Below are 25866 nucleotides of genomic sequence, written 5' to 3' on the forward strand. Positions count from 1 at the left end.
GTTGATAAATTCGCATAATGTCTAAAATTTGGTCTAAAGAAGAAACTCTATGGAGTTTTGCTCTATATGGCACTGCCGTAGGCGCCGGCACCCTATTCCTGCCGATTCAACTCGGTTCGGCCGGCGCCATCGTGCTGTTCCTCACCGCTCTGGTTGCCTGGCCGTTAACCTACTGGCCGCACAAAGCACTGTGTCAATTCATCCTGTCGGCCAAAGTGGCGGCCGGTGAAGGGATCACCGGCGCGGTCAATCATTACTACGGCAAAAAAGTCGGCAATCTGATCACCAGCCTGTACTTTCTCGCCTTCTTCGTGGTGATCCTGATCTACGCCGTGGCGATCACTAATTCGCTGGCGGAACAACTGGCGAGACACGTGGCGATGACCCCTGGGGTACGCGCCCTGCTGAGCCTTGCCGTGGTGCTGGTACTGAATCTGATCTTCCTGATGGGGCGCCATATGACCATCAAAGTGATGGGATTCCTCGTCTTCCCGCTGATTGGCTGTTTCCTGTTCCTCTCCATCTACCTGATTGGCAGTTGGCAACCGGAACATCTCACCAGCCAGATGCAGCTGAACGCAAAGACCTGGCACCAAATCTGGATCTCAATTCCCGTGATGGTTTTCGCTTTTAGCCATACGCCGATTATTTCGACCTTCGCTATCGATCAGCAGGAGAAATATGGTGAGCTGGCCATGGGTAAATGCAAAAAAATCATGAAGGTGGCCTACACCATCATCTGCGCCAGCGTGCTGTTTTTTGTCTTCAGTTGCCTGCTGTCCATTCCGCTGCCGTACATCGAAGCCGCGCGTAATGAAGGGGTGACGATTCTCTCTGCGCTCTCCATGGCGCCGGGCGCGCCGGGCTGGCTGGCGGTGACCGGCATTATCGTCGCGGTGGTCGCGATGTCGAAATCGTTCCTCGGCACCTATTTTGGGGTGATCGAAGGCGCCAGCGAGATCGTTAAAACGTCTCTCGGCCAGCTCGGTATTCGCAAGAGCCGCGCCTTTAACCGTGCCATGTCGATTATGCTGGTCTCGGCGCTGACTTTCATCGTCTGCTTTATCAATCCGAACGCCATCTCGATGATTTACGCCATCAGCGGCCCGCTTATCGCCATGATTCTGTTCATCATGCCGACGCTGTCGACCTACATTATCCCGGCGCTCAAGCCCTATCGTTCACTGGGTAATCTCATTACCTTGATCGTCGGCCTGCTCTGCGTCTCGGTGATGTTCTTCAGTTAAATCTCTCCTGCGGCGACGCCCTCAGCGTCGCCGCACGTTCTGCCAACATTCTCGCCCATTACCTCTCCCTGACGGGATTACACTTACTCCTTGCCTATCATCGGAGGGAGTCATTATGTCCAACGTAACATTATCCGGGGTCGCGACCTTAGGCGACCGTCAGGTTTACCGGCTTGGATACGGCGCCATGCAGCTCGCCGGCCCCGGCGTATTTGGCCCGCCAAAAGATCCTGACGCCGCCATTCGCGTTCTGCAAGAAGCCGTCGCCGCCGGGGTGAATCATATCGATACCTCCGATTTCTACGGCCCGCACATCACCAATCAGCTGATTCGTCAGGCGCTGCATCCCTATGGCGATGATTTGTGTATCGTTACCAAAGTCAGCGCCCGCCGCGATGAGAAAGGCAACTGGCTACCTGCGATGTCGCCGGCGGAACTCACCCAGGCCGTCGAAGATAACCTGCGTAACCTCGGCCTGGAGAGGCTGGAGGTAGTGAATTTGCGCAGTATGCTCGGCACCCACGGCCCGGTGGAAGGCTCGCTGGAAGAACCGCTAACGACCTTACTGGAACTAAAAGCCCGCGGTCTGATTCGCCACATCGGTCTGAGTAACGTCACCGCCAGACAGGTCGCCGATGCGCAGAAGCTGACCCCCATCGTCTGCGTGCAAAACCAATACAACATCGCTAACCGCGGTGACGACGCGTTAATCGACGCGCTGGCGCAGCAAAACATCGCCTACGTGCCGTTCTTCCCGCTGGGTGGTTTTACGCCGCTACAGGCGCGGGAACTTAACGAGGTTGCCGCCGGGCTCAACGCCACACCGATGCAGGTGGCGCTGGCGTGGTTACTGCAGCGCTCGCCGAATATTTTGCTGATTCCGGGCACCTCATCGGTGGCGCATTTACGGGAAAATCTCGCCGCCGCGACGCTTTCTCTGCCCGCCGAGGCGCTGGCGACGCTGGATAACATCACCGGCTGATGGCGTCAACTCCCCCCTTTACGGCGTTTGTCGTAAAGGGTTATCCCCTTAATATTAAGCTGGAATTAGGCCATCTCTGCTGGCACTATATATCCTACAAATCGGGTTTTGCTGATTCCTTATCCGGGCAATAACCTTATAAATTGCATTGAGTTACGTTATTTCTTAGGCCTCCTAATTGGGAGGCTGTTGTCGTTTGTATTGTTCTATGGTTTTTGTTAACACTCTTGATTACAGGAAAAAACAATATCGGCTTCGACGTTTATACAAATCAATTTGGCCACAAAGATAGTCAATATCATCGAACGTTCACAAAAACATCTGGTTAACATAATCAGTATGTCGCTATTGCTGTAAAAAAAATTAACTATGCACAGTAACGATTCAACAAGGATTACCCATGATAGAGGGAACGATAAAAACCAGTAAGTATGAAATCATTGCTATTTTCAGAGAGGAACAGAGAAAGCAAACAGAGATAGAAATTTTCTTTAATAACAAAAGCATCAGTACTCAGATTGCGCGTGTCGATTTTGCTGAATTCCATATCCGCAGCGAGAGCAAAATCCCGGCGGGGAATAAATTCAAATTTATTCTGCATAGCGATTCAGGAAAGATCGAGTTCACCTCCCAGCGGCAGAAGAATTCCGCTGGCGGCGCGGAGAATAGCAATAAGGTGGCATTTGCGTTACCAGAATGCATCCAGGTTGTACAAAGACGACGAGATCCCAGATTTCGTTTGCGCGATGAGAATGATTTCTTTTGTCATGGCCGCCATAAAAATGGCGAAAACTATGCTTTTGATATCAAAGATATTTCTGATGGCGGCTGCGCGCTGATTGCGCAAAGTCCAAACCTGAAATTCCTGGCCAACAACTCAACGTTGAAAAACGCCATTCTGTCTCTGGCGGAATATGGCGAAATCACCGTTGATCTGGTTATCAAGAACGTGGCGATGGTCACGCTGGATAGCGAAGAGAAGAATCAGGAAAACTACTATCAGATTTCCTGTCAGTTTAAGTTCCGCCGCAGCGACGACAGGAAGAAAATAGAAAAAACGCTGATCGATTTGATTCTGGAAGCCAAGCGGAAGAAGAGAGTTTAATGCCCTTGAACAATATCTTGCTGTACACCGACGACAATATCATTGGCCAATCTATTCACGATTATCTGAGCGATATTCACCAGGATATCACCCAGGCCAGTTATCAGGACATCGTACAAGGGGGCGTCGCGCCCCTGGCTGAGACGGTGATCCTCAATATGATCCACAAGGATATATCCGCTGCCGATACGGTCGTATTACTCAACAAACTGCGCTTTCATTTCTCGCGCTGTACATTGTTGGTATTGATGGTAAAAAGCGATATCGCCAATCTGTGCCGGGAATTAATAGATCTGGAAAACCTGTTAATCCTGACGGAAAAATCTTCCTTAGACGCATTTTCGGCAATTACCAGAACGCAGGATGAAAACCCGCAGTCCCGGTATTTGCGCACGCAGCGAAAGCTGACGGCCAGAGAGCTGCAGGTACTGGAACTTATTATCGCCTGCAATAACAATAAGCGAATTGCCTCGCTGCTCAATATCGACCATAAGACGGTGCACAGCCATCGCATTCACATCATGAAAAAGTTGGGAATGAATAGCTCGCAGGTGATGCATAAGCAAATCGTCAATATGAATCACTGCTGAACGGGCATACCGTCGCCGGGCCTACAACGCCAGAGCAAAATGTTGACGCAGCGCTCGCTTACCGGGTTCGCTAATTGTCACTTCGCGGTAGCCGGGCACCAGCGTGAACCAACCTTTTTGCACGCCCCACTGCAACAAGGCAGCGCCCGCGGCACCACCCAGATGAAAACGGCGCTCGCTCCAGTCGAGGCAGGCGCAGCAGGCTTTGCGGCGGGATCCGTTATCACACGCTATGCCTAAGCGGGCGAAATTCGCCTTCCCCGCCGCAGTAAGCGCTGCGCCATTTGCCGTAAGCCAGGCTTGCTGTTGCAGAAAATCATAGATGGCGACGGCTACCTCGCCCGCCAGATGATCGTAGCAGGTACGCGCCATACGCAGCGTTCCCGGCGTACGCGTAGTCAACGGCACAGCGCTTTTTCCGGCCATGGTCATCATATTTTCCAGCAATCCGGCGACATCGCCGCCCGCCAGGCGATAGTAGCGATGCCGCCCTTGCGCCAGGCAGAGCAGTAAGCGACTGCTGACTAACCGGCTAAGATGCGCGCTGGCAGTCGATGGCGAAATATCCGCCGCGACGGAGAGCTCAGTCGCCGTCCATGCCCGGCCATCCATTAGCGCGCAGAGTATTTTCACTCGTGAAGGATCAGCCATCGCCGAGGCAACCGCCGCCATCGCGACGGCCAGCGCTTCGTCATCATCAATGACAACCGCAGGGTGCAACATAGTGCCTCCGCTTAATATTGGTTACGCAGAACGTGAACTCTGCATCTGGTATTCACGCAGTACCTGCGCCACGCGAATCTGATAATCAGCAAAGATAGACTCCCGCCCTTCCCGCTGCGCCGCCTGATGACAAATATTGCGCTTCCAGGCCGTCACCGCCTGTTCGTCCCGCCACCACGACAGCGACAATATCTTTCCCGGCGCACTGAGGCTTTGAAAACGCTCGATGGCGATAAAGCCGTCGATGGTCTCCAGCAGCGGTTTCAATTGCGCCGCCAGCGCGAGATATCGTTCCTGCTGCGCTGGCGTGACCTGTGCTTCAAAGAGTACCGCAATCATGGTTTTTTCCTCCAGTAACGAATAAAGCCGCACTGTAGCGCGTCGTTCGCAATCAATGCTTCGCCAGCGGGCGAAGTATCGCCGGCGTGACAAGCCAGAAAACGACCAAACCATTCACGCAATCAATATCAAACCCAAATTTGGCGAGGATAAAACGCGAAGCGAAGGAAACCATTAGTATCAGCGATGAATTATAACTAATTGTTTTTAATTATATTTTTAATAAAACGTCAATCATTGGTCATCCAGCCGTCATAAAAATGTGATCTAAATCGCACTTTTTGCAACGTACGTTATAGTTAGCAGGCTTATTATAAACCCATCGAAAGCACAACGCTTTCCACCATAAAAGTTAAAAGGATAAACACCATGAAAAACGTAAAATTACTTGCTGCTGCTGGTATGCTGTCTCTGGTTTCTTTCGCAAGCTTCGCGGCTCACCCGGTGAGCGTGACCTCTGATACCCTGGACAACGCAGAAGCAAAAATCGCTGCTATCGCTAAAGATCAGGGCGCCTCTTACCACATTACCGAAGCCTATACCGGTAATCAGGTACACATGACGGCGGAACTGTCTAAATAACCGAATGGTCGCAGAGGGAGCTGCCGGACAGGTCGTCTCAGGACGGCTGGTCTGGCTCCCGCCACGTAACAAAACACGGCAATGTCGAGCCCCTTTATGGGGCTTTTTTACGTCAACGTTTCGCCAGCGCGCGCTGAATAGAGAGCACACTCGCCAGCACCACAATCAGCCCTGCCAGCGCCATTCCCTCAATTCTCTGACCGAGAAAAATCCATCCCAGCAGTACCGCCGTCACCGGGCTAAGCAGGCTCATTGCCGATACCGCCACCGGCGACAATCGGCTGATACCGCGAAACCATAAACCATACGCCAGCATCGCCCCGGCCACACACAGCCAGACATAACCTGCCGCCTGTAATAGAGTGATGTTGTGCAACGGCGGATCCACCAGCAGCGCGATGGGCAGTAACACGATCCCGCCGATCAGCAATTGCCAGCCGGTCATCGCCACGACCGGCAGCGATAGCGCCCAGCGCCGCGACAGCCAGGTGCCCAGCGCCATACTGACGGCGCCAAGAAAAGCGGCGCCAATACCTAACGAATCCAGCACCGTGCGCGGAGAAAGCAGCAACATCGCCATACCGATGATCCCGGCGCAGGCGGATACCACCGCCAGCCACGGCGAACGCTGACGATCCACGCACCAGGCCAGCAGCATCACCAGCAGCGGCTGAATCGCGCCGATCACCGCCGCCAGCCCGCCGGGCAGCCGGTAGGCGGCGATAAACAGTAACGCCTGAAAGGCGCCGATATTTAATATTCCGGTAATGACCAGCTTCCACCACTCACCGCGCTGCGGAAACTGACGGCTCCACAGTAACAACGCAATCCCGGCGGGCAACACCCGCAGCAGCGCGGCGATAAAAGGACGGTCCGGCGGTAGGAACTGCGAAGTAACGATATAGGTGGTCCCCCAGATAGCGGGAGCCAGCGCGGTCAGCAGCAGATCGACCGCCAGATGACGAGTAAAAAAGGCCATGATTTTATCTTCATATCAAGTTAAATTGTGTAGCAAGTATGTATCGATAAATATCTTGATATCAAGATAAGTGAGCACGCATGGACAAATTACCGCCAACGGATGCCGTTGACCGCATTCTCGCCCAATGGCAGCGCGAGCGCCCGGATCTGGATTGCAGCCCAATGGGGCCAATTGGCCGCCTCAAGCGCTGCGCCATGCTGCTGGAGCCGCAGGTGGAGGCGGCGTTTGTTAAACATGGGCTGGTACGTTGGGAGTTCGACATGCTGGCGACGCTGCGCCGCGCCGGCGAGCCATTCGTGCTGTCGCCGACCCAGCTCTTTTCGACGCTGATGATTACTTCCGGCACGATGACCCATCGCCTTAAGGCGCTGGAAAAACGGGGGTTGATCGCTCGTTTAGCGAATCCTCAGGATGCCCGCAGCATGCTGGTGGCGTTGACGCCAGCGGGACGAGCGCTGATCGATGAGGCGGTTGCCACCCACGTGGCGAATGAGCGACAACTGCTGGCAGGGCTTTCAGAGACCCAACTTCAGCAGTTAGACGAAGCGCTGCGGGTGTTTATGCGCCTGCTTGAGGATGAGCACTAGCCGACGATTAGGTCTTATTACGATGACTTACCTGCGACTCGCTGAGAGTCGTCGCCACTGAATCGCAAGGCTATGTTGCTGGCGTATTGCGTTTTGCAATAACCGGCAAATACGCATACCATCTGCACATTCTATCGTCGTCAGGCAAGGAGATGCTTGTGGATAAGACTCACTCTTCGACCCCGCCAGAGAGCCACGAAAGCCGCTTTCATAAAGAAGAGTTCCCCTTTTTTTGGGTGGTTAACGTTTACGCCCGTTATACCCAATTAATGGAAATCGAGCTCAAAAAAATCGACATCGACCTTTCCCGTTTCCGCGTACTGATGCTGGTGCACCAATACCACCGCGCCAGTATTTCGCGGATCACCGAATATGCCGTTAGCAAGATGCCGACGGTGACCAAAATTGTTGGCCGCCTGCGCGATGACGGCCTGCTGACGACCCACGTTAGCGTCAGCGATGGCCGGGTCACCGAAGCGGAACTCACCGCCGCCGGTGAAGCCAAGGTAGCCGAAGCCCGGGCGTTAGCGGAAACCGTGTTTACTAAAGCCTTCAAGGGCATCACCCCGGCGCAAGAAAAAAAGATGAACCAGGTGCTGGCGCTCATTCTGCACAACCTTGATGACTAATCCCCTGCACCAATAACCATTTTCCATAAATGGTTATTGCTTTTATTTTGCCCTCCCTGCGTTTTTCGCACACTTTTTTATCATTTTTTTAACTTATATTTTTCATTTATTTTTGTGACGCCCTTCAAGAGATTAAAATTTATACATCACATTTTAATGATTTAAATCAATCAGTTAAAAAACACCCCCTCCTTCATAGCATCATCTTATCCTCAATTACGATGTAAAAAACGGGTAACAATTTACTTGAAATTTCAAGTTTTACTGACAAGATTACCTCAAACGCCAGCGGGTCGTTTTTTAGTCATTTCGCGCGGTAATTATCACCCTCACGGAGATGTGAAACATGGTTACTGAACATCGTACAGAGACAGAAAACGCACAATCCGGGTTTATCTCGCGCTTTACCCTTGGCGACGGCGAGCTGACGTTCGCAATTAAAGACAGTCTCGATATTGCCGGTTTTCCGACCCGCGCCGGCAGCCCGGTATTGCAGGATGCGCCGCCCGCCGTCCGCCATGCCGCCGTAGTCGAGGCGCTGCTGGATAACGGCTGTCAGCTGCGCGGAAAAACCACCCTGCACGAGCTGGCCTTTGGCGTCACCGGCATCAACCCGCATAGCGGTACGCCGCGCAATCCGCATTATCCGCAGTTAATTCCCGGCGGCTCGTCCAGCGGCTCTGCCGCCGTGGTCGCGGCCGGTGAAGTCGACTTCGCCGTCGGCACCGATACCGGCGGCTCGGTGCGGATGCCCGCGGCCTGCTGCGGCGTGGCTGGCCTGAAGCCGAGCTTTGGCCGTCTGAGTCGCGCTGGCGTCATGCCGACGGAAAGTTCGCTAGACTGCGTCGGCCTGTTCGCCCGCGATATCGCCACATTGCGCCAGGCGCTGGCAAAAGCGCTGAGGGAACCGGCTCCTTCTGCGCGCCGGGAAGCACCCGCGATAAGCTATCTGGCGGGCACGGCAACGCCGGAAATTGAGCAACTGATCGTCTCACGTCTGCAGCAAGCGGGCCTGGCATGGACTCGCGCTGAACTGCCGGGATTCAACGAAGCGCATCAGGCCGGGCTTACGGTGATAAGCCAGGAAAACTGGCTGGCGTTTCACAGCATCATCAGCGCGCCGAATCTGGCGCCGGACGTCGCCCAGCGGATCCGCGCCGGCGCGGAAATTGGCCCTCAGCAGCGGCAGGCTGCGGAAAGCGTGCGTCAACAATTTAGCGCCGCGGTGGACGCCCAGTTGGCGAAAACACCGCTGATTCTGCTGCCGACCCTGCCGGAATGTCCGCCAACGCTGGAAGAAGCGGCGGATCCGCTCAAGGTAGTCAACCTGACTCGTCTGGTGCGCCCATTTAATTTAAGCGGCCATCCGGCCCTGAGCCTGCCGCTTGGCGAAATTAATCATCGCCCGGTGGCGCTGCAATTAGTCGCCAATAAAAATAAAGAGTTCGATTTACTTAATTACGCTGAGTATTTGCTGGAAAAATTAAAATAATAAAACCGTACTTTCATTAACTGGAAGAGGCTAAATCGCATGTTAAACCCCTCTGCAACTTCGCGTGCGGAAAAGACCCTGCACGCCACGACAATAGAGTTTGCCGAATTACTCGCGGATATTAAAAAGCGCAGCGAGGAATTCGAGCAGCAGAAATATATCCCGGCGGATATCATTTCCCGCTTTAAAAAGATTGGTGTTTATCGCGCGCTGGTGCCAAAACGCTACGGCGGCGATGAAATCTCGCCGGCGGAATTTTGCCAGTTAATTGAAACGCTCTCAACGGCTGACGGATCCGCCGGCTGGGTGGCGAGTTTCGGCATGAATCCGTTTTATCTTGGCGGCCTGCCGCCGAGCAGTCTCGATGAGCTTTACCGCCACGGGCCGGATATTGTCTTTGCCGGCGGGATCTTCCCGCCGCAAAAAGCGACGACTCAGGATGGCGGCTACCGCGTCAGTGGGCGCTGGAGCTTCGCCAGCGGCTGCAGCGGCGCCGAACTTATCGGCGTGGGCATTCTGACCGATGACGGCAGCGATCGTCCGCTGCCGCGCATCGCGGTGCTACCCGCCGGGGAGTTCACCATCGATCCGGTCTGGAATACGGTCGGCCTCTCCGGTACCGGCAGCCATGACGTAGTGCTGAATAATGCCTTCGTGCCGCAGGAGTGGACCTTTATTCGCGGCGGCGAACTTAACCTCGAAGGCCCTCTGTATCGCTACCCGGTACTGTCGCTGGCCACTCAGGTACTGTCGGTGGTAGCGCTGGGTATCGCCCGCGCGGCGTTATCGGAAATTTACGCCATTGCCGAACGCCAGAGCTCGGTCACCGGCGCACCGTGCCTGGCGGATCGTCAATTCGCGCAGATGGAAATCGCCCACTGTGAAGCGGAACTGCGTTCGGCGCGCTGCTGGTTCTATGACGCCATCGACGACGTCTGGCAGGCGATTCTGCGCGGCGATGAACCGGGAGAAGAGCGGATTAACGCCATGCGCCTCTCTTCCACCCACATTACCCGAGTTTCTGCTTCGGTTACCACCCGCGCGCTGAAACTGGCCGGGATGCCGGGCATATCGATGCGCAGCCCGCTTCAGCGCTATGCCCGCGACTCCATGGTCATCACCCAGCACGCCTTTATGGGCGAGCTGACGTACATCAACGCCGGCAATATGTTCTTCGGCCACTCGCCGCAGCCCGGCTATTTATGAGTCAACACGGAGCCGGTAATGAATGAAGAAATGCTGCAACGCCTGGAAAAGCTGGAAGCCGTAGTGCAGATCCGTAACGCCATCAGCCAGTATATGCATCTTTGTGATGACCTGACGCATCCGGATACCGCCCGGCAAATTGGCGCGCTATTTAGCGAAACGGCTATTTGGGAAGGCATCGGCGAATTATATCAACACAAGCTCGGGCGCCATTGCGGCAGAGCGGCGATCGTCGGGATGATGAACGCTTATATTAGCGAGCCGTCACACTTCGCCATCAACGTACATTATTTAACGGCCGAGCATATTCGCGTCGACGAAAATAACCGCGCGGTCGGCCGCTGGAAAATGCTGCAGGCTTCAACGTTTCGCCGCGGCGGCTCGCATTTAAATAGCGCGGAGCTCGTCATTGAATTTATTAAACAAGATCAACAGTGGTTAATTCATCATTTTACCACCCGTAATTTATTTAGCCGCCCGGTAGATAACTGGCATTCGCTCGCCGATTTACCGGTGCCTGATGGTCATTAAAAGAGATATGTGGAGAGTGACAATGTCTGAATGTATTCCGGTAAAAAATATCGATACCAGCCATACCGCCGAAACGCTGGCGGCACTGGTGCAAAGCGACCGGGTCCATACCTGTCTCTATACTTCCGAGGAAATTTTCGACCTCGAAATCGACAACATTTTTAACCGTACCTGGGTATGGGTCGCCCACGAGAGCGAAATCCCTGACGCCGGCAGCTATAAATCCTCGATGGTGGGTACCCAGCCGGTGATCGTCGTGCGCGATCGCAAAGGCAATATCAACGTGCTGCTCAACCGCTGCCGCCACCGTGCCGCCACCGTTTGCGAACATCGCAGCGGGAAAACGAACGGTTTTACCTGCCCGTATCACGGCTGGGGCTATGGCCTCGACGGCGCGCTGCGCGGCGTGCCGCATCCGGAGAGCTACGGCGATACGCTGAACAAATCTGAGCTCGGCATGGTGCGCCTGCGCGTTGAAAGCTACGCCGGAATGATTTTCGCCAGCTTCAACCACGACATTGAACCGCTGACCGACTTCCTCGGCCCGGCGATGAAATGGATGGATCTGTTCATGAAACAGGGGGCTGGCTTCGCGCTGCAGGCCACGGCCGCGCACCGTTTTCGCTTTCCCGGTAACTGGAAAATCCAGTTGGAAAATACCACCGACGGCTATCACTTCCCGATCGTCCATAAGTCGTTTTTAAGCTCGGTCGATAAACAGACCGAAGAGATGCTCAACTTCGTCGACGGCAAAGGCTTCGTGGAAGATCTCGGCAACGGCCACAGCGTGATGGTGATGATCCCCGAGCTTATCGATCTGGAAGCCAATCTCGATGCGCCAATCCCGGAGCGCTTTAGCGAACTGGCCCAGGCCCTGCGCGAGGAAGGCCACGACGAGCAGCAGGTGCGGCGCATCGTACGCGCGGTCGGCGGCAGCGGTTTTAACCTTAACCTGTTCCCCAATGTCGCCTGTTCAATGGCCTTCTTCCGCGTGCTGCAGCCGATATCGGTAAAAGAGACGGAAATTCATCACATGGTGCTGACCATGAAAGATGGCTCGGCGATCGCCAACCAGGCGCGCCTGCGGCTGCACGAACACTTCCAGGGGCCGATGGGCTTCGGCACCCCCGATGATTCAGAGGCCTGGGAGCGGGTGCAGCGCGGCGGCGGCGCGGGCGACGATCTGTGGATCATGCTCAACCGCGGCCTGCCCGGCGAAGTCCGCACCGCCGACGGCCTGCGCAGCGACGTCAGCGCCGAAACCGGCATGCGCGCCGCCTATCAACAATGGAAAAAGTACATGACCGCTGACCACCGGGGGCAATAATGAATACATCACCTATCCTCAACGCCGCCATTCAGTTTATTAACCTGGAAGCGGACCTGCTCGATCAAGGCGAATTTCGCGAATGGCTGGCGCTGTGGCGCACCGAGGGGATGTACATCATCCCCATCGACCAGCAGACCACCGATTTCGCCAACGTGCTCAACTACGCCTACGACAACCACGAGATGCGGGAAAAACGCGTGCAGCGTTTATACAGCGGCGAGTCGATCTCCACCACCCCGCGCGCGCGCACTATCCGCATGAGCGGCCGTTATCGCCTGCTCAGCGCCAGCGATGAGGTCGTCGAAGTACGCTGCGCCCAATTCCTTTACGAGTACCGCAAGGGCAATGAACAGCACTACGCCGCTGACGTCACCTGGACGCTGGCGCCGGAGGGCGACAGTTTCCGCATCCTGCAAAAGGTCGTGCGCCTGATTAACGGCGACGATTACCTGCATAGCATTGGCTACATCCTGTGAGGACTTTATGACACGTAGCGTACTTATTACCGGCGCGGCCAACGGCCTCGGGCTGGTTATTAGCCGCCATCTCTGGCAACAGGGCTATCAGGTGGCGATGGCGGATCTCAACCTCGATACGGTCACCCGTAGCGCCCAGGAGATCGATCCCAGCCAGCAGCGGCTGCTGCCGCTGGCGCTGGATATTCGCCAGCCGCAACAGTTCAGCGACGCGCTGGCGCAGATCCGCGCGCGCTTCGGCGAACTCGACGTGCTGGTCAACAACGCCGCCTTAACCCTGACCACACCGATCATGGAGATCGACGTGGAGGAGTTCGATCGCGTCACCAGCACCAATCTGCGTGGTACCTTCGTCGGCTGCCAGACCATCGGCCGCTATTTCAGCCAGCGCCAGCGGGGCAGCATTATTAACCTCGCGTCGCTGGCCGGGCAAAACGGCGGCACCGCCTCCGGCGCCCACTATGCAGCCTCCAAGGGCGGCATTATTACGCTGACCAAAGTCTTCGCCCGCGCCCTGAGCAACTCCGGGGTGAGCGTCAACGCGATTGCGCCGGGGCCGCTGGATCTTCCTTCCGTTCGCGCCGCGGTGCCGGAAGAGAAAATGCCGGCGCTGCTGGAGATGATCCCGATGAAGCGGCTTGGCGATCCGCTGCTGGTCGCCCGCGCGGTAGAACTGCTGGCGGCGCCCTCCGCCACCTTTATCACCGGCGCGACCTGGGACATCAACGGCGGCATTTATATGCGTTAAGCCCTTCGCGGGTGGAGAAAAACTATGGCTGAAACATTGACGGTACGCGTCACAGAACGCGAAATTCAGGGAGCCGAGGTGGTAGTCCTGACGCTGGCCTCGCCGGACGGCGCTCCCCTGCCCTCGTTTAGCGCCGGGGCGCATATCGATCTGCATCTTGGCGATGGCATCGTGCGCCAGTATTCGCTGTGCGGCAGCGCCCATCACCCGCAGCGCTATCGGTTGGGGATCCTCAAAGATCGCGCCTCGCGCGGCGGTTCGCTGGCGGCGCACGCTTTACAGCCCGGCGACGAGGTGCAAATTAGCCCCCCGCGCAACCTGTTCGCGCTGGAGATGTCGGCGCCTCATACCATTCTGATCGGCGGCGGCATTGGCATCACGCCGATGCTGGCGATGGCCGATACGCTATTTCGCGCCGGGAAATCCTTCGAAGTGCATTACTGCGGCCACAGCCGTGAGGGAATGGCGTTTCTGGCCGAGCTGGCGGATTGCCACTTTAGCGCCCAGGTTCAGCTACATATCAGCGATGAAAACGGCAGGATCCGCCCTCAGGAACTCCTGACGCCTCACGCCGCCGCCGGTCACCTGTACGTTTGCGGTCCGGAGGGTTTTATGGCGTGGATTAATGAAACGGCTCAGGGGTGCGGTTTCAGCGCGGAGCGGCTGCATCAGGAGTATTTCAACCGCGAGGTAGAAACCAGCGGCGGCAGTTTTGAGGTTGAGGTTCCGGAACTCAACCTTAGCGTTACCGTCGGCGAAAACGAGACCATCGTCGCCGCGCTGCAAAAAGCCGGCATCAAAGTGAAAGTCTCCTGCCAACAGGGCGTCTGCGGCACCTGCCTCGCCAACGTTTGTAGCGGCGTACCTGACCACCGCGACGAGTATTTAACCGAAGAAGAACGCGAAGATAACGACCAGATCCTGCTGTGCTGTTCGCGGGCTAAAACCCCGCGGCTGGTTATTGCAGGCTTCGAATACGTCAAACTGAAATAACGGGTATTACTATGAACCTGACATCTGATTTTCGTAATGCCATGGCGCAGCTGGGCAGCGCGATCACCATCATTACCACCGATGGCCCGGCGGGCCGCTTCGGCTTTACCGCTTCGGCGGTGTGTAGCGTGACGGATTCGCCGCCGACGCTGCTGGTATGTATGAACCGCTCGTCCTTCGCGCACGGCAAATTCCAGCACAACGGCGTGCTGTGCGTTAACGTGCTCTCCGGTCAGCATCAACAATTGTCCGGGATTTTCGCCAATGGCCAAATCCGCTCTGAAGAACGCTTCCTGCACGACGAATGGCTGACGCTGGAGACCGGTTCACCGGCGCTGGCTTCCGCCGTGGCGAACTGCGACTGCGTCATTGCCGACAGCCACGAAGTGGGCAGCCACAGCGTATTTTACTGCGAGGTCAAACAGATCCGCTTCGGCAACCCCAGCGACGGGCTGGTCTGGTTTAATCGCCAGTTCCACACCCTTAGCATGGCGTCGTGCCGTTAAGTTTCATCATAACCATAAAAACCCTGCCGACCCATCGCCCGGCGCCAGCAGGCGCCGCCTGATTCACCTGCACTGGAGTTAACCTTATGTCTGGAGCTGTGAGCGGTACAACGGTCCCCCCGGCGCAACCTATGCGCAAATTAATCATCGGGTCTTTTCTCGGCAACTCGCTGGAATGGTACGATTTTTTCCTGTATGGCACCGCGGCGGCGCTGGTCTTCGGGCCGCTGTTTTTCCCCGCCAGTAATGACCCGCTGCTCGGATCATTTTTAGCCTTTTCCGGTTTCGCCATCGGCTTTATCGCCCGTCCGCTCGGCGGCGTGATATTCGGCCATCTCGGCGATCGCTACAGCCGTAAAATGACGCTGATCATCACCCTGACGCTGATGGGCGCCAGTACGTTCTTAATTGGCCTGCTGCCAACCTACGCTCACATCGGCGTGCTGGCGCCAATCGCCTTGATTACGCTGCGCTTTGTACAGGGCGTGGCTTCCGGCGGTGAATGGGGCGGCGGCGTATTAATGCTGAGCGAAAACGCGCCGGAAAGCCAAAAAGGGTACTACACCGCCTGGAGCCAGGTGGGGGTCTGCGGCGGGTTTGTTCTTTCTTCGCTGGCATTCTATCTGGTGCAGCTTCTGCCGCAGGAAGAGGTGATGTCGTGGGCGTGGCGTATTCCGTTTTTGCTCAGCCTGTTTATCTTTCTGGTGGGCGTCTATATTCGCCGTAACATCCAGGAAAACGCGGAATTCGTGGCGCGCAAAGCAGAAAACGACAGCAAACATGAGGCCCATCATTTACCGGTACTCAGCGCCTTTAAAAATCATCCACGAGCGATATTGCAGGCAATCGGCCTGCGGCTGGCGGAAAACGGCGCGGTGTATATCTTCTTCACATTTTCAGTGGTCTATTGCAAACATATCGGCATCGACACCCGCGACCTGATCGCGGCGGTCACCATCGCTATGACGGTGGAGATCGCCACGATTCTCGGCTGGGGATGGCTTTCCGATCGCATTGGCCGTAAGCGGCTTTACTACATCGGCGTGATAGGTATGGCGCTGGTGGCCTTCCCCTTCTTCTGGCTACTGAATATGCACACCTTCCCGGCGATGCTGCTCGCCATGCTGTTGGCATTGCCATTGTGCCATGGCGCGATGATTGCCGCGCAGCCGTGTCTGATGGTGGATCTGTTTCCGGTGGAGGTACGCTACACCGGGCTGGCGCTGGGGCATGAGATTGGGGCGGTGATTTCCGGTGGTATTAGCCCGATGCTGGCGGTAGCTTTTTTAATGATGTGGGATAGCTATATCCCCATTGCGCTGATGCTGCTGGCCTTTGCGCTATTGGCGCTGGTAGCGCTGGTGAGTATTCGCCAGCAGCAGTTGCGACCTGAACCGGTCGCAACCACGTAAACCACGTACACCGCGCGCAAAGGAAGGCGCGCGGTACAGAGGGCTAGTTATTGTTCACCACGATAATGACACGGCTTTTAATCGTACCGCCGCGGATATTCTCGCCATATTTCATCGGTTTGATTTGCAGATAGATCGGGTTGTTGCTGCCATGCCGGGCCTCCTCGTCGGAGTGATAAAGGAAACCGCTGCCGTACTGGAGTTCCCCGCCCTGGCTATCGCGCAGATGAAAACCGACTTCGCCGGCGCCGGTGGCGGCCTCCTGATCGTCATTCTTCAATATTTTGCTGGTGCCGGCAAAGCCGGAGGCGGCGACAAAGTAATAATCAATTTTACCCGGCGTCAATTCGAATACCGCCGACTCGTCCTGGCTACAATCGATATTGACGCTTTCCATGCGATATTGCGCTTTGTCTTCTTTAATATCAAAGTAGCTGTAATCGCCCATATTAATGAGGCGGTTCGGGACGTTAAAACCACAGGTCATGATATTAATCTGCAGGGTCACGTTAAAGGTGTAATTGATGTTTATCACATGGCAATCTTTATTGCCTTTACAGTACTCAAAGCGCATCGAGTAAACCAACGGGAATGATTCGCCAGGCTGAACCTGCCTCCCGACTGCGGCGCCTTCTTTAATCACATAACGAATGCCGATTACGCTGTTAAAAATATCCGCTAAGTTATAACTCTGATTTTTGCGGATGTTACCATCCGCAAGAGCGTTGAGTTTCGCAGGATCGAGAGAAAACTCCATCACGTAGGTTTTACTGCCGACTACTACATAGAAGTCTTTATCCTCAGGGGGCGACGACGCCACCGAGACGCTGACATTTTGCGTACTGTTGCAGATAAAGTGAAATCCCTCAGACTGAATATCGCTGTTTCTGACATTCAAATCACCGCTGGCCGCCAGTGGCTTAAAGGTATAATTACCGCTGGCGTCAATCGTCAAAGAATTAACATTTGGCGTGACATCGCAATTCCCCGCTCGCGCTAAAAAAGAGCATAAGCTTAATACCAGCAAAATTATCCATTTCATGAAAATCGTCCTTTTAGCGGCAGACATAGGTCTTACCTTCATCAATGGTATGTTTAAATGTAATGGTGCAGTAATGGCCCTGCTGCTTATCGACCGCGATGGTTATCGACGGCGGTACGTTATCGGTGCGGATATACAGCATGCTGCCCTGGCCGACGACGCCGACATTCTGTCCGTCGTTATCTTCAATTTCATAGCCAAATTTCAGCGGCGTACCGTCCGGGCGTTCGGCGTGAATAAGCCAGGGTTGACGCTGGTCGGTATCGAAACGCGCCAGCACCACCGCCCCGCGGTACGGAGCGACCGCTTTACGGTTGCCAATCAACTCGGTTTTGCTCTGCGTATTGGCGGTATTCAGCAGCAGCGAACTTTCACGGTAAGGCAATACGTGATCGAAAATGACCGTTCCCTGACCGTTGGTGGTGCGATATTTCTGACCATTGACGTAAGCATTTTCCAGGCCCGGCGCCTGAATAATGGCGAAGGTTTCCGAAAGCTGGCTAGCGAAATTGACGCCGCCGGACCAGGCCACCACCCCGCCTGACAGGCTGCCGCTGGCCTGGGTATATTTCGACGACTGACTGTAGCTGCCGCTCAGCGTCGCCAGCGGCGCGTTCCAGGTAAGGTTGCCGCCGGCGGTGGTTTCATGGTTTTGCTGCTGACGGCTAAAGTTCACGCCATAGTCAAACTGGTCGCGCTGGCCGCCTGTGCCGCTGATGCCGGTGTTATTGGAGGCAAAACCGTCATTATCGAAGGTCGTCGAATTCGACAGCGTCAAACGACGCGCCAGTACGCTGTCGCTCTCTCCCCAGATAAGCGGAATCGAAATGAAGAGGTTAAAGCGCTTATCTTCATGATGATCTTCATCATAGGTCTGGCTGGCCGAAATGGTCCAGGAAACCCGCTGCCAGTTATTAGAGTAGCTCAGCTGATAATCTTTATTGCTGCCGCTTTTTCCCCAGTAGTCACGCCACAAGGCACTCAGTGAAAAAGACCCCAACCCTTCCGGCAACGACTGGCTGATGTTGGCGGAGAAACTATTTTTACGTCCAAAATCATAGCGATAATAGTCATCAATGTTGTAAACATCATTATCATCATGGTGATAACTATTACGGTTCTTCGCCCAAACATGATCGTTAAAAGTACGATAGTCGCTGGTTGAATAGCGATAAGCCGCCATTCCGAAACGCGTTTTAGTCTGGGTGAGGTATTTGTTGTAGGCAATCTGATAGCTTTGCCCTTCAAAAGTACCGTTATCCTGATCGCTACGCGCCCAGGTGCCGTCAACGGATATCGCGCCGAGATGGGTATTCCATCCGGTTCCCATAGTGAAAGCCTGATAATCGGTGCCTAGCATGGTACCGCCATACAGGGTCAGCAGGTTGTTCAGGCCATATTGATAGCTGGCCTGCATAAAGTCTTCCTGATTGCTGGCACCTTCGATATGGCTGCGCCCGGCGGCAATGTCATATTTAGATACCCCCGGCTGCAACATATTGGGTACCGAGGAATAAGGCACCAGGTAGGTGGTTACCGAGCCGTCGGCTTCCCGGATAGTGACATCGAGATCCGCCCCGCCGCCGGCGAGTTGTAAATCGGCAATCGCAAAAGGCCCCGGCGGCACCTCTTTCTGATAGACGGTGAAGCCGTTCTGCTCAATGGTTACCAGCGCGTTGCTCTGGGCAATCCCCTGCACGATCGGCGTGAAGTTCTGTTTTGAGTTTGGCAACATTTGCATGTCGCGGAACAGACGAACCCCACGAAAGCGTACCGCATCGAAAATATCCGCTGAGGTATACATGTCGCCCGCGCGCAAGGTGCCTAAAATCGGCGCAAAGCCGCGTTCCAGATACAGGGTATTGCTTTTCCAGTCGCCGCTGCCGCTATCGGCTTTGCTGTAAGTGGCATCAGAGTGCAACTGCCAGCTCAACAGGTTCAGCCCACTATTGAAGCGGGCGTAGGTGCTTTTGTTATTGCCGTTATTTTTATAGTCACTGTAATACTGGCTCAGATAATAAGAGGTATACAGCGCGTTAACGCCGCGGTCCCAGCTTTCCGGCGCGACGTAGCCGCGCTCAAGATCCTCCACGTAGGCCTGCGGAATTTCTAAATCAAGCTGAAAAATATTGATATTAAAGGTATAACTACCGCTGCGCACCGCGGATTTTAGCGTCATGCACTGGTTATCCTTTGCCATCTGCGCGCTATCCGCTTTGATTCCCAGCTGATTTAATAATGTCGATGACAGGCAGGTATCATCCGGATTACTGGCGACTACGATTGGATATTTACCACGCCATTGTTTATTGACGTAAATATCTAATTCATATTCACCGGGCAGTGGTTGATTATCCGCAAAGTGAAAGCTTGATGATTTTTCACCTTTCATTCCGCCGATCATGAAATTGGTATCAAAAGTCTCTTCAGCGGCCTGCAGCTGACCGGATAATAAAACCAACAATATCATTGAGGAAAGCGGCGTCATCCTTAACATGGCCAACTCCATTATTTATTATTTTACATTGAGCCTGTCGCTAATAAAGTTTCCATTATCATCAATCATCGTTAGCGAATACTGGCGGGCGAGATTATTTTTTAAAATGACATCCTGACTGGATAACGGCGCAATCATCACGCTGCGCTCATTAACTTTAACATTACTGACTTTAACTTCAGTAATCGTCAGCCAATTTGCGGTACCATTGGCGATATGCAGAGCGTTTTTTCTGGAAGACAGCGAAATATTTTTAAACGTATCTTTATTTACCGCCGCAATGCCTTTAGGACGATAAAAAAGCTTAATACGGTTTTGCATGGCAAACCGCAGCGTATTCGCCCCCTCACTTCCTGGCGTATTCGGAGGAATATCGAGTACGTTGAGATAAAACAGCGACTCCTTGTTTGGCGGAAGTTTGTTGGCTAATTTTTTTATTCGCAGCTGCTGGCCGGAGTTACCCGCTATGCGCACCACCGGCGGCGACAGCAGGAACGGCACGTTGATTTTTTCCGGCGGCAACGAGGTATTGCCATCGTCAATCCACGACTGCACCAGTGAAGAGCGGGCGCCATGATTCATCAACTGTACGACCACTTCTTGTTTCTCAGCCGGATAAACCACCCGGGTACCGAAAATCACCACTCCGGCATGCGCGGGCTGCATAGCGATAAATAAACCTGCTAATAAAATCCGTTTCATAGCACCACACCCTTAGCACAATAATTGCCGGCGAAGCGCCGGCACAGGTCCTTACTCCGCAGAGACGGCAATCGTTAACACCGAGCGGACTTCACCGGCGGTCACCGGAGTGGCGGCATTAATTCGGGCGTATTGCGCAGAGAAGTTCATTTGATAGACGCCATTGCCCATAGAAGTCACCGCCCCCGGCAAATTATTGACGTCATACATGGTATTTTCATTAATCTCCGATTCACCCAGTTTTAATTTAAAACCGACCCCGTTAGCAGAAGTTGTAGTCGCGATAGGATTAAGTACGCCGCCGGCAGTATAGGTCCCGCCGCTAATATCAATCGATTTCAATACCGTGCCTTCCGGGCAAACAATAGTTAATGGATCGCTACTGGTGGCGAAATTACCGGATAAGACTTGACCGGCCGACATGCCGGCAAAACGGGTGGCATCAACATCAGCCAATTGAATTGTACTGCTATAATCGGTTTCAAAACGACAAGAAGAATTAATAACATTACCAATAATAACTAACTCACCCTGCTCTTCATTTGGCGCCGCGGCAAAAGCATTAACACTCATCAGCACGGTTGAAAATACTGCAGCAGCAATAACTGAACGTTTCATATAATATTCCTTTTATTAACAATTCCATTTAACTTTGCGGGGACTGAGAAAAATCTCATGCCGCGAGCATCGCATGGCTAAATATCCGCCACAATAGGATGAATAAGGATCGTTGATAAAAATCAATGCAAATACTTAAAGCGAATGAGCCCTGATGCCATATTCGTAATCTCTTTAGCGTAATAAGCCAAAATACGTAGCAACGAGAATAATAAAATGAGAATTTACCAAGCTTGTTTAATAATAAACTAAAAAAAGGAGAGTTCAGCACATTTTGTGTCGATTTACATAAGATTACGAACCACAATTATAACCTTCCGTGATTTATTTTTATATTTAAGGTTCCGACAATGAAAAAAATGATCCTGCCTCTGCTTACCGCCGCCCTGCTGCTGCCGACGCTCACCGCGCACGCCACCTACCGCGCGGAAAAACGCCAGGATGCCCGTGATATCCGTCAGGATGCGCGCCAGAGTGGACGCGAAGAAAAACACGACTGTGTGAGAAACGATCAACAGAGCAACATGAGCTGTCGCGTAGATAAACGCGACAACCGCCGTGAGGGTCGCCAGAACGCGCGTGATGAGAAATGGTGATTCGCCATACGAGCGCTAATGCCCTGCCACAGGGCATTAGCGGGAAGCGTTTAACGTCTCCAGTGGGAAAGGACGATCCTGCACCACCGTCTTCATCACCAACGTTGAGCGTAAATGCTGCACGCCCGGCATCGCCGATAGTTTGTCATCATAGAGTTTCTGAAAGGCAGGAAGATCCCGGGTGACGACGTGCATCAGGTAGTCCGGATCGCCAAACAAGCGTTGCGCCAGCACAACCTGCGGGATCTCCGCCACCGCCTCCTCAAAAGCGCTGACCGCTTTCTTATCGCCCTCTTTTAACGTGGCGAACACGATAGCCAGAAAATTGAACCCCATTTTTCCCGGATCGAGATTGGCGCGATAGCCGGTGATTACCCCCTCTTGCTCCAGCGCGCGTAGACGTCGGTGGCAAGGAGAAAGACTCAAATTCACCCGCTCCGCCAGTTCGGTTATCGACAGACGCCCATCCGCCTGCAGCTCAGCAAGAATTTTTCGATCTATGCTATCCATTTGGAAGATTTTCTCTTTAATCGCCGGTTTTCAACATAACATTGAAAGCTCATTTCGCTTCTATGTCGATATTCTTTCTCACACGATAACCTAATTTTGCGAGTGTGTGATGTCTAATATCGTTGCGGAGCGTTGCTGATGGAAATGAGCCTGATCGCCAGCTTCTGGATAGTTTCGTTTCTATTGATTATTACCCCTGGCGCCGACTGGGCCTATGCCATTAGCGCTGGTATCAACGGTCGTCGCGTCGTTCCGGCGGTGATGGGACTGATGTCAGGCCATTTACTGGCGACCATTATCGTCGTCGCTGGCGTCGGGGTGTTAATCGCCGGTCATCCGCTAGCGCTATCGGCGATCACGCTGGCGGGCGCGGCCTATTTACTGTGGCTCGGGGTTACGATATTACGCCATCCGGCGGCGCCAGGCGCGGCGCAACAATCGGCTGGCAGCTGGAATGCGTGGGCGATGAAAGGATTATGTATTAGCGGCCTTAATCCAAAAGTCTTTCTGTTGTTCCTCGCCCTGCTACCGCAGTTTACCGATCCGCACGGCAGTTGGCCGCTGGCGCTGCAGATGTCGGCGCTGGGCGCGATGCACCTGATGACCTGTACGCTAATTTATCTGTTGGTCGGCTACGGTTCGCGCGCGGTACTGGCAGCCCGCCCGCAGGCGGCTAAGGGAGTAAGCATGGTTTCTGGGGTGATTATGATTGCCATCGCTATTATCCTGTTCTACCAGCAGTTAAGATAATTCGTAAGCAGCGGCGCTCATAGGGTAACTTCTTTAGCGCCGCATGGCCTTACCAACAAATATAATCGTGGGTCACAGGTAGTTATTAAGTTGCTAAACCACGGAAGCTGGCTCATCTATTTCCCTGAGCTCCTGAAGATGAATTATCTATGTATCATAAGTGGTTACGGCTGAATGGCCAACATCGATAACTTCCTAAAACTGCTGAAAAACTCCGATTTAGTCATCCATTAACTGATTACTCGAGCGGAAAATTCCGACTGCTCGATAAAAAGTAAAATCTCTCTTTGAAACGTCTGCACATTTATTAACGCTATTCTCTCTACGATTTTTGCAGTATGGTTTAATCGCTGTTGTCGTGTTGCAGTGAATGCTAGCAAGTGCCTGACGCTGTTTGCCTACGGTAAAACATTTACGCAATACCAACCTGTTTATTGAGGCAATTATCCTCATGGATAACGGTCACAACGTTATCCAGCCAGGACTCAGTTTATCAGCTGGTAGTCAATGACCTTGCTGTAAGCGCGCATACTCAAGAGGAGAAAGGATGAACAGGACGTGTAAACCCCCAGGAAAAGCGATATACATCAAATGCCTGAGCGCATCGCATCAAAAATTCGCCAGCGCACTTCACCCCGGCGGCGGGGAGACTTCATTATACCCACTGGATTTCGCGCAGCGTTGCCGCGATACAGTCCTTGTAACTTGAGGGATATTAAAAACGATCCGCATCATGCTTACTCATAAAATGCGAAACCTATCTTCGGATCCTGTAATAGGCCAACCAGAGCCTATGGGATAGTAATGTACGCCTGCAATAGAAAGGGAACATAATGAAGAATAATAGCGAAATAAAAAAAAGGAACTTCCTGACTCAGAATGAAATCGAGTCACTACTTAACGCTGCCAATAGTGGACCACATGCTGCTCGTAATTATTGCCTGACATTGCTTTGTTTTATTCATGGGTTTCGTGCCAGTGAAATTTGCCGACTGCGAATTTCAGATATTGATTTACGCTCAAAATGTATTTATATCCACCGTTTAAAAAAAGGGTTCTCAACCACTCATCCGTTGCTTAATAAAGAGATCCAGGCGCTAAAGCGCTGGCTGGATATTCGTGATGAATATCCGCAATCCACCAGCGAGTGGTTATTTTTATCACGCAAAGGTAATCCACTTTCACGCCAACAGTTTTACCAGATTATTTCCGCCTCCGGCGATCAGGCAGGATTACCGCTGGAAATTCATCCGCACATGTTGCGTCACTCCTGCGGCTTTGCGCTGGCCAATATGGGTATCGATACGCGTCTTATCCAGGATTACCTCGGTCACCGTAACATTCGCCATACCGTCTGGTACACGGCCAGCAACGCCGGACGCTTTTACGGGATTTGGGATAAATCCCGTGAGAAGCAGAGAACGTCGCTTTTCCAGTAAGGTAACCTTACGCCACGGATGGCGTTTCGTTATCGGTTCCCCCTACTACTGCCAGCCCCTGCCCGCTATCCCCGGCAAGACTGTTGCAAATTTGCTCTGTTTAGGCTGCGATAAAAAGCAGCTTACCTCATATATAGATTTTTTCTTGCAAAACATTAATAAAAATTAACCATACGTTAAATATGTTTATTGTTCTTAAAAGTTCTTATTTAGAACATGAAAAAAAACGTTTCTATGCACCTGTAATTTATCAGGATATAAGTTCGTTATTTATTGTTAAATTAATCCTTTCAGCACATGTTTTCCGTTCAATAAATAGCTGGCATTAACTTTTTTCCTTGCTATTTTATGCACCTGCCAGCGACCTGGCGTGGCTCTATTGTGGTAAACAATAAAATAGATAAAAATAAGAATTATCGCGTGGCGATAATTTATGCATGTGTAAATGTAATGTGATACCTGTTTTGTCATTAGCCCCTTCAAATAATACGGCCTTTGCATTCAGATTATTTTTTATCCATCCTGGGATCTTTTTCTCAGGATATCCCTTATAAGTAAACGTAAATTCAGGAGCTCAAAATTGTGAACCGACGTCGTTTTCTCACCGCCAAAGAAGTACAGGCAATGATGCAGGCGGCCCAGCACGGCCCAACCGGTGAACGGGATTACTGTCTGATCCTGTTGGCGTTTCGCCACGGGATGCGTATCAGTGAACTACTCGATCTGCACTATCGCGATCTCGATCTCAACGAAGGGCGCATCAATGTACGGCGTTTAAAGAACGGTTTCTCTACCGTGCACCCGCTGCGTTTTGATGAGCGCGAAGCGATAGAGCGCTGGACGCAACAACGGGCCAGTTGGAAGGCCGCAGGCAAAAGCGACGCGCTATTTATCTCGCGCCGCGGTACGCCGCTTTCTCGGCAACAGGCCTATCGCATTATCCGCGCTGCCGGAGAAGAAGCCGGTACCGTCACTCATACGCATCCGCATATGCTGCGTCACGCCTGCGGCTATGAGCTAGCTGAAAGAGGGGCTGATACCCGTTTGATACAAGATTATCTCGGACATCGTAATATTCGCCACACTGTCCGTTACACCGCAAGTAATGCAGCACGTTTTGCCGGGATTTGGGAAAGAAACAACCTTTTGGAGGAAAATTTACAAGCGCGGAAGAAATAAGATAACCAATTGATAAAAAGGAAAATTTTTAATATTGAACAAGTCAATTGGGGCCAAACTGTCTATATCATAA

At 53.1% G+C, this 25866-nt stretch carries 28 protein-coding genes; 20 read left to right on the plus strand and 8 right to left on the minus strand.

The window, feature by feature from the left end; all coding sequences use genetic code 11:
• Positions 1-17 precede the first annotated feature (17 nt).
• From AC22LX_RS10870 to AC22LX_RS10885, 4 genes are all read left to right on the plus strand, one after another.
• Entirely contained in the window at positions 18-1247 is a 1230-nt protein-coding gene (locus AC22LX_RS10870; protein WP_015369902.1) for an amino acid permease, read from the plus strand.
• Between the two features lie 115 nt (positions 1248-1362).
• Positions 1363-2229: an aldo/keto reductase family oxidoreductase gene (locus AC22LX_RS10875; RefSeq protein ID WP_047065288.1), complete on the plus strand. Its 867-nt coding sequence runs from the start codon at positions 1363-1365 to the stop codon at positions 2227-2229.
• A gap of 400 nt (positions 2230-2629) precedes the next feature.
• Positions 2630-3334, plus strand: a complete 705-nt coding sequence (locus AC22LX_RS10880; RefSeq protein ID WP_045396640.1) for a flagellar brake protein — start codon at positions 2630-2632, stop codon at positions 3332-3334.
• 5 nt (positions 3335-3339) lie between these two features.
• A complete protein-coding gene (locus AC22LX_RS10885) occupies positions 3340-3924 on the plus strand; it encodes a helix-turn-helix transcriptional regulator (RefSeq protein ID WP_045396712.1) in 585 nt (194 codons plus the stop codon).
• A gap of 21 nt (positions 3925-3945) precedes the next feature.
• Here AC22LX_RS10885 and AC22LX_RS10890 read toward each other — a convergent pair whose 3' ends face one another.
• Together AC22LX_RS10890 and AC22LX_RS10895 are read right to left on the minus strand one after the other, a co-directional pair.
• On the minus strand, positions 3946-4647 hold the full coding sequence (locus AC22LX_RS10890; RefSeq protein WP_045396637.1) for an ArsR/SmtB family transcription factor: 702 nt from the start codon (positions 4645-4647) through the stop codon (positions 3946-3948).
• Between the two features lie 21 nt (positions 4648-4668).
• Positions 4669-4986 (minus strand): antibiotic biosynthesis monooxygenase family protein, encoded by a 318-nt coding sequence (locus AC22LX_RS10895; protein WP_032709056.1) that lies wholly within the window; start codon positions 4984-4986, stop codon positions 4669-4671.
• 369 nt (positions 4987-5355) lie between these two features.
• Here AC22LX_RS10895 and AC22LX_RS10900 point away from each other — a divergent pair, with 369 nt between their 5' ends.
• Positions 5356-5568, plus strand: a complete 213-nt coding sequence (locus AC22LX_RS10900) for a YdgH/BhsA/McbA-like domain containing protein (protein WP_015369896.1) — start codon at positions 5356-5358, stop codon at positions 5566-5568.
• Between the two features lie 112 nt (positions 5569-5680).
• Here the strand turns inward: AC22LX_RS10900 and AC22LX_RS10905 are convergent, their stop codons facing one another.
• Positions 5681-6547, minus strand: coding sequence for an EamA family transporter (locus tag AC22LX_RS10905; RefSeq protein ID WP_049060019.1), 867 nt, complete (start codon positions 6545-6547; stop codon positions 5681-5683).
• 80 nt (positions 6548-6627) lie between these two features.
• On the opposite strand from AC22LX_RS10905, the gene AC22LX_RS10910 reads away from it, so the two are divergent.
• The 11 genes from AC22LX_RS10910 (at position 6628) to AC22LX_RS10960 (ending at position 16460) form a co-directional block, all read left to right on the plus strand.
• Entirely contained in the window at positions 6628-7137 is a 510-nt protein-coding gene (locus tag AC22LX_RS10910; protein WP_047044177.1) for a MarR family winged helix-turn-helix transcriptional regulator, read from the plus strand.
• A gap of 152 nt (positions 7138-7289) precedes the next feature.
• Entirely contained in the window at positions 7290-7766 is a 477-nt protein-coding gene (locus AC22LX_RS10915) for a MarR family winged helix-turn-helix transcriptional regulator (protein WP_045373865.1), read from the plus strand.
• A gap of 346 nt (positions 7767-8112) precedes the next feature.
• Entirely contained in the window at positions 8113-9258 is a 1146-nt protein-coding gene (locus tag AC22LX_RS10920; protein WP_487333976.1) for an amidase, read from the plus strand.
• A gap of 39 nt (positions 9259-9297) precedes the next feature.
• Positions 9298-10464: an acyl-CoA dehydrogenase family protein gene (locus AC22LX_RS10925; RefSeq protein ID WP_045396622.1), complete on the plus strand. Its 1167-nt coding sequence runs from the start codon at positions 9298-9300 to the stop codon at positions 10462-10464.
• A gap of 18 nt (positions 10465-10482) precedes the next feature.
• A complete protein-coding gene (locus AC22LX_RS10930; protein ID WP_045396619.1) occupies positions 10483-10995 on the plus strand; it encodes a nuclear transport factor 2 family protein in 513 nt (170 codons plus the stop codon).
• 22 nt (positions 10996-11017) lie between these two features.
• Positions 11018-12322: an aromatic ring-hydroxylating oxygenase subunit alpha gene (locus tag AC22LX_RS10935; protein WP_487333977.1), complete on the plus strand. Its 1305-nt coding sequence runs from the start codon at positions 11018-11020 to the stop codon at positions 12320-12322.
• Entirely contained in the window at positions 12322-12801 is a 480-nt protein-coding gene (locus tag AC22LX_RS10940; RefSeq protein WP_045396614.1) for an aromatic-ring-hydroxylating dioxygenase subunit beta, read from the plus strand. Before AC22LX_RS10935 ends, AC22LX_RS10940 begins: the two co-directional genes overlap by 1 nt.
• A 7-nt stretch (positions 12802-12808) precedes the next feature.
• The gene (locus AC22LX_RS10945; protein WP_045396610.1) at positions 12809-13549 is read left to right on the plus strand and encodes an SDR family NAD(P)-dependent oxidoreductase; all 741 of its coding nucleotides are present in this window, start codon (positions 12809-12811) and stop codon (positions 13547-13549) included.
• A gap of 24 nt (positions 13550-13573) precedes the next feature.
• Positions 13574-14542 (plus strand): PDR/VanB family oxidoreductase, encoded by a 969-nt coding sequence (locus AC22LX_RS10950; RefSeq protein ID WP_049061909.1) that lies wholly within the window; start codon positions 13574-13576, stop codon positions 14540-14542.
• Positions 14543-14553: 11 nt separating this feature from the next.
• Positions 14554-15048: a flavin reductase gene (locus AC22LX_RS10955; protein ID WP_045396603.1), complete on the plus strand. Its 495-nt coding sequence runs from the start codon at positions 14554-14556 to the stop codon at positions 15046-15048.
• 131 nt (positions 15049-15179) lie between these two features.
• A complete protein-coding gene (locus tag AC22LX_RS10960; RefSeq protein WP_045396598.1) occupies positions 15180-16460 on the plus strand; it encodes an MFS transporter in 1281 nt (426 codons plus the stop codon).
• A 43-nt stretch (positions 16461-16503) separates the two neighbouring features.
• Here the strand turns inward: AC22LX_RS10960 and AC22LX_RS10965 are convergent, their stop codons facing one another.
• From AC22LX_RS10965 to AC22LX_RS10980, 4 genes are read right to left on the minus strand one after another with little or no spacing between them, the layout of a single operon-like run.
• Positions 16504-17502: a hypothetical protein gene (locus AC22LX_RS10965; RefSeq protein ID WP_045396594.1), complete on the minus strand. Its 999-nt coding sequence runs from the start codon at positions 17500-17502 to the stop codon at positions 16504-16506.
• Positions 17503-17515: 13 nt separating this feature from the next.
• Positions 17516-19999: a fimbrial biogenesis outer membrane usher protein gene (locus AC22LX_RS10970; protein ID WP_049061905.1), complete on the minus strand. Its 2484-nt coding sequence runs from the start codon at positions 19997-19999 to the stop codon at positions 17516-17518.
• A gap of 18 nt (positions 20000-20017) precedes the next feature.
• Positions 20018-20701: a fimbria/pilus periplasmic chaperone gene (locus AC22LX_RS10975; protein WP_045396589.1), complete on the minus strand. Its 684-nt coding sequence runs from the start codon at positions 20699-20701 to the stop codon at positions 20018-20020.
• Between the two features lie 51 nt (positions 20702-20752).
• Positions 20753-21319, minus strand: coding sequence for a fimbrial protein (locus AC22LX_RS10980; RefSeq protein ID WP_045396586.1), 567 nt, complete (start codon positions 21317-21319; stop codon positions 20753-20755).
• A gap of 350 nt (positions 21320-21669) precedes the next feature.
• Between AC22LX_RS10980 and AC22LX_RS10985 the strand changes: the two genes are divergently transcribed.
• Positions 21670-21915, plus strand: coding sequence for a hypothetical protein (locus AC22LX_RS10985; protein ID WP_045396584.1), 246 nt, complete (start codon positions 21670-21672; stop codon positions 21913-21915).
• 36 nt (positions 21916-21951) lie between these two features.
• Here the strand turns inward: AC22LX_RS10985 and AC22LX_RS10990 are convergent, their stop codons facing one another.
• Positions 21952-22425 (minus strand): Lrp/AsnC family transcriptional regulator, encoded by a 474-nt coding sequence (locus tag AC22LX_RS10990; protein WP_032706451.1) that lies wholly within the window; start codon positions 22423-22425, stop codon positions 21952-21954.
• Between the two features lie 138 nt (positions 22426-22563).
• On the opposite strand from AC22LX_RS10990, the gene AC22LX_RS10995 reads away from it, so the two are divergent.
• The 3 genes from AC22LX_RS10995 to fimE all read left to right on the plus strand — a co-directional run bounded on the left by AC22LX_RS10995 (position 22564) and on the right by fimE (position 25793).
• Positions 22564-23175 (plus strand): LysE family translocator, encoded by a 612-nt coding sequence (locus tag AC22LX_RS10995; RefSeq protein ID WP_045396582.1) that lies wholly within the window; start codon positions 22564-22566, stop codon positions 23173-23175.
• An 833-nt stretch (positions 23176-24008) separates the two neighbouring features.
• Positions 24009-24614, plus strand: coding sequence for a tyrosine-type DNA invertase (locus AC22LX_RS11000; RefSeq protein WP_045396578.1), 606 nt, complete (start codon positions 24009-24011; stop codon positions 24612-24614).
• A 582-nt stretch (positions 24615-25196) separates the two neighbouring features.
• On the plus strand, positions 25197-25793 hold the full coding sequence (gene fimE, locus AC22LX_RS11005; RefSeq protein ID WP_045373908.1) for a type 1 fimbria switch DNA invertase FimE: 597 nt from the start codon (positions 25197-25199) through the stop codon (positions 25791-25793).
• Positions 25794-25866 lie beyond the last annotated feature (73 nt).

It is taken from the genome of Klebsiella sp. PK01 (assembly GCF_057624675.1).

Coding starts and splice junctions, on each gene's coding strand:
- AC22LX_RS10995 (WP_045396582.1), top strand. CDS start 22,564: ATGGAAATGAGCCTGATCGCCAGCTTCTGGATAGTTTCGTTTCTATTG.
- AC22LX_RS10870 (WP_015369902.1), top strand. CDS start 18: ATGTCTAAAATTTGGTCTAAAGAAGAAACTCTATGGAGTTTTGCTCTA.
- AC22LX_RS10940 (WP_045396614.1), top strand. CDS start 12,322: ATGAATACATCACCTATCCTCAACGCCGCCATTCAGTTTATTAACCTG.
- AC22LX_RS10945 (WP_045396610.1), top strand. CDS start 12,809: ATGACACGTAGCGTACTTATTACCGGCGCGGCCAACGGCCTCGGGCTG.
- AC22LX_RS11000 (WP_045396578.1), top strand. CDS start 24,009: ATGAAGAATAATAGCGAAATAAAAAAAAGGAACTTCCTGACTCAGAAT.
- AC22LX_RS10950 (WP_049061909.1), top strand. CDS start 13,574: ATGGCTGAAACATTGACGGTACGCGTCACAGAACGCGAAATTCAGGGA.
- AC22LX_RS10890 (WP_045396637.1), bottom strand. CDS start 4,647: ATGTTGCACCCTGCGGTTGTCATTGATGATGACGAAGCGCTGGCCGTC.
- AC22LX_RS10965 (WP_045396594.1), bottom strand. CDS start 17,502: ATGAAATGGATAATTTTGCTGGTATTAAGCTTATGCTCTTTTTTAGCG.
- AC22LX_RS10960 (WP_045396598.1), top strand. CDS start 15,180: ATGCGCAAATTAATCATCGGGTCTTTTCTCGGCAACTCGCTGGAATGG.
- AC22LX_RS10970 (WP_049061905.1), bottom strand. CDS start 19,999: ATGTTAAGGATGACGCCGCTTTCCTCAATGATATTGTTGGTTTTATTA.
- AC22LX_RS10920 (WP_487333976.1), top strand. CDS start 8,113: ATGGTTACTGAACATCGTACAGAGACAGAAAACGCACAATCCGGGTTT.
- AC22LX_RS10895 (WP_032709056.1), bottom strand. CDS start 4,986: ATGATTGCGGTACTCTTTGAAGCACAGGTCACGCCAGCGCAGCAGGAA.
- AC22LX_RS10985 (WP_045396584.1), top strand. CDS start 21,670: ATGAAAAAAATGATCCTGCCTCTGCTTACCGCCGCCCTGCTGCTGCCG.
- AC22LX_RS10915 (WP_045373865.1), top strand. CDS start 7,290: ATGCTTGTGGATAAGACTCACTCTTCGACCCCGCCAGAGAGCCACGAA.
- AC22LX_RS10955 (WP_045396603.1), top strand. CDS start 14,554: ATGAACCTGACATCTGATTTTCGTAATGCCATGGCGCAGCTGGGCAGC.
- AC22LX_RS10990 (WP_032706451.1), bottom strand. CDS start 22,425: ATGGATAGCATAGATCGAAAAATTCTTGCTGAGCTGCAGGCGGATGGG.
- AC22LX_RS10910 (WP_047044177.1), top strand. CDS start 6,628: ATGGACAAATTACCGCCAACGGATGCCGTTGACCGCATTCTCGCCCAA.
- AC22LX_RS10875 (WP_047065288.1), top strand. CDS start 1,363: ATGTCCAACGTAACATTATCCGGGGTCGCGACCTTAGGCGACCGTCAG.
- AC22LX_RS10905 (WP_049060019.1), bottom strand. CDS start 6,547: ATGGCCTTTTTTACTCGTCATCTGGCGGTCGATCTGCTGCTGACCGCG.
- AC22LX_RS10900 (WP_015369896.1), top strand. CDS start 5,356: ATGAAAAACGTAAAATTACTTGCTGCTGCTGGTATGCTGTCTCTGGTT.
- AC22LX_RS10925 (WP_045396622.1), top strand. CDS start 9,298: ATGTTAAACCCCTCTGCAACTTCGCGTGCGGAAAAGACCCTGCACGCC.
- AC22LX_RS10975 (WP_045396589.1), bottom strand. CDS start 20,701: ATGAAACGGATTTTATTAGCAGGTTTATTTATCGCTATGCAGCCCGCG.
- AC22LX_RS10980 (WP_045396586.1), bottom strand. CDS start 21,319: ATGAAACGTTCAGTTATTGCTGCTGCAGTATTTTCAACCGTGCTGATG.
- AC22LX_RS10880 (WP_045396640.1), top strand. CDS start 2,630: ATGATAGAGGGAACGATAAAAACCAGTAAGTATGAAATCATTGCTATT.
- AC22LX_RS10930 (WP_045396619.1), top strand. CDS start 10,483: ATGAATGAAGAAATGCTGCAACGCCTGGAAAAGCTGGAAGCCGTAGTG.
- AC22LX_RS10935 (WP_487333977.1), top strand. CDS start 11,018: ATGTCTGAATGTATTCCGGTAAAAAATATCGATACCAGCCATACCGCC.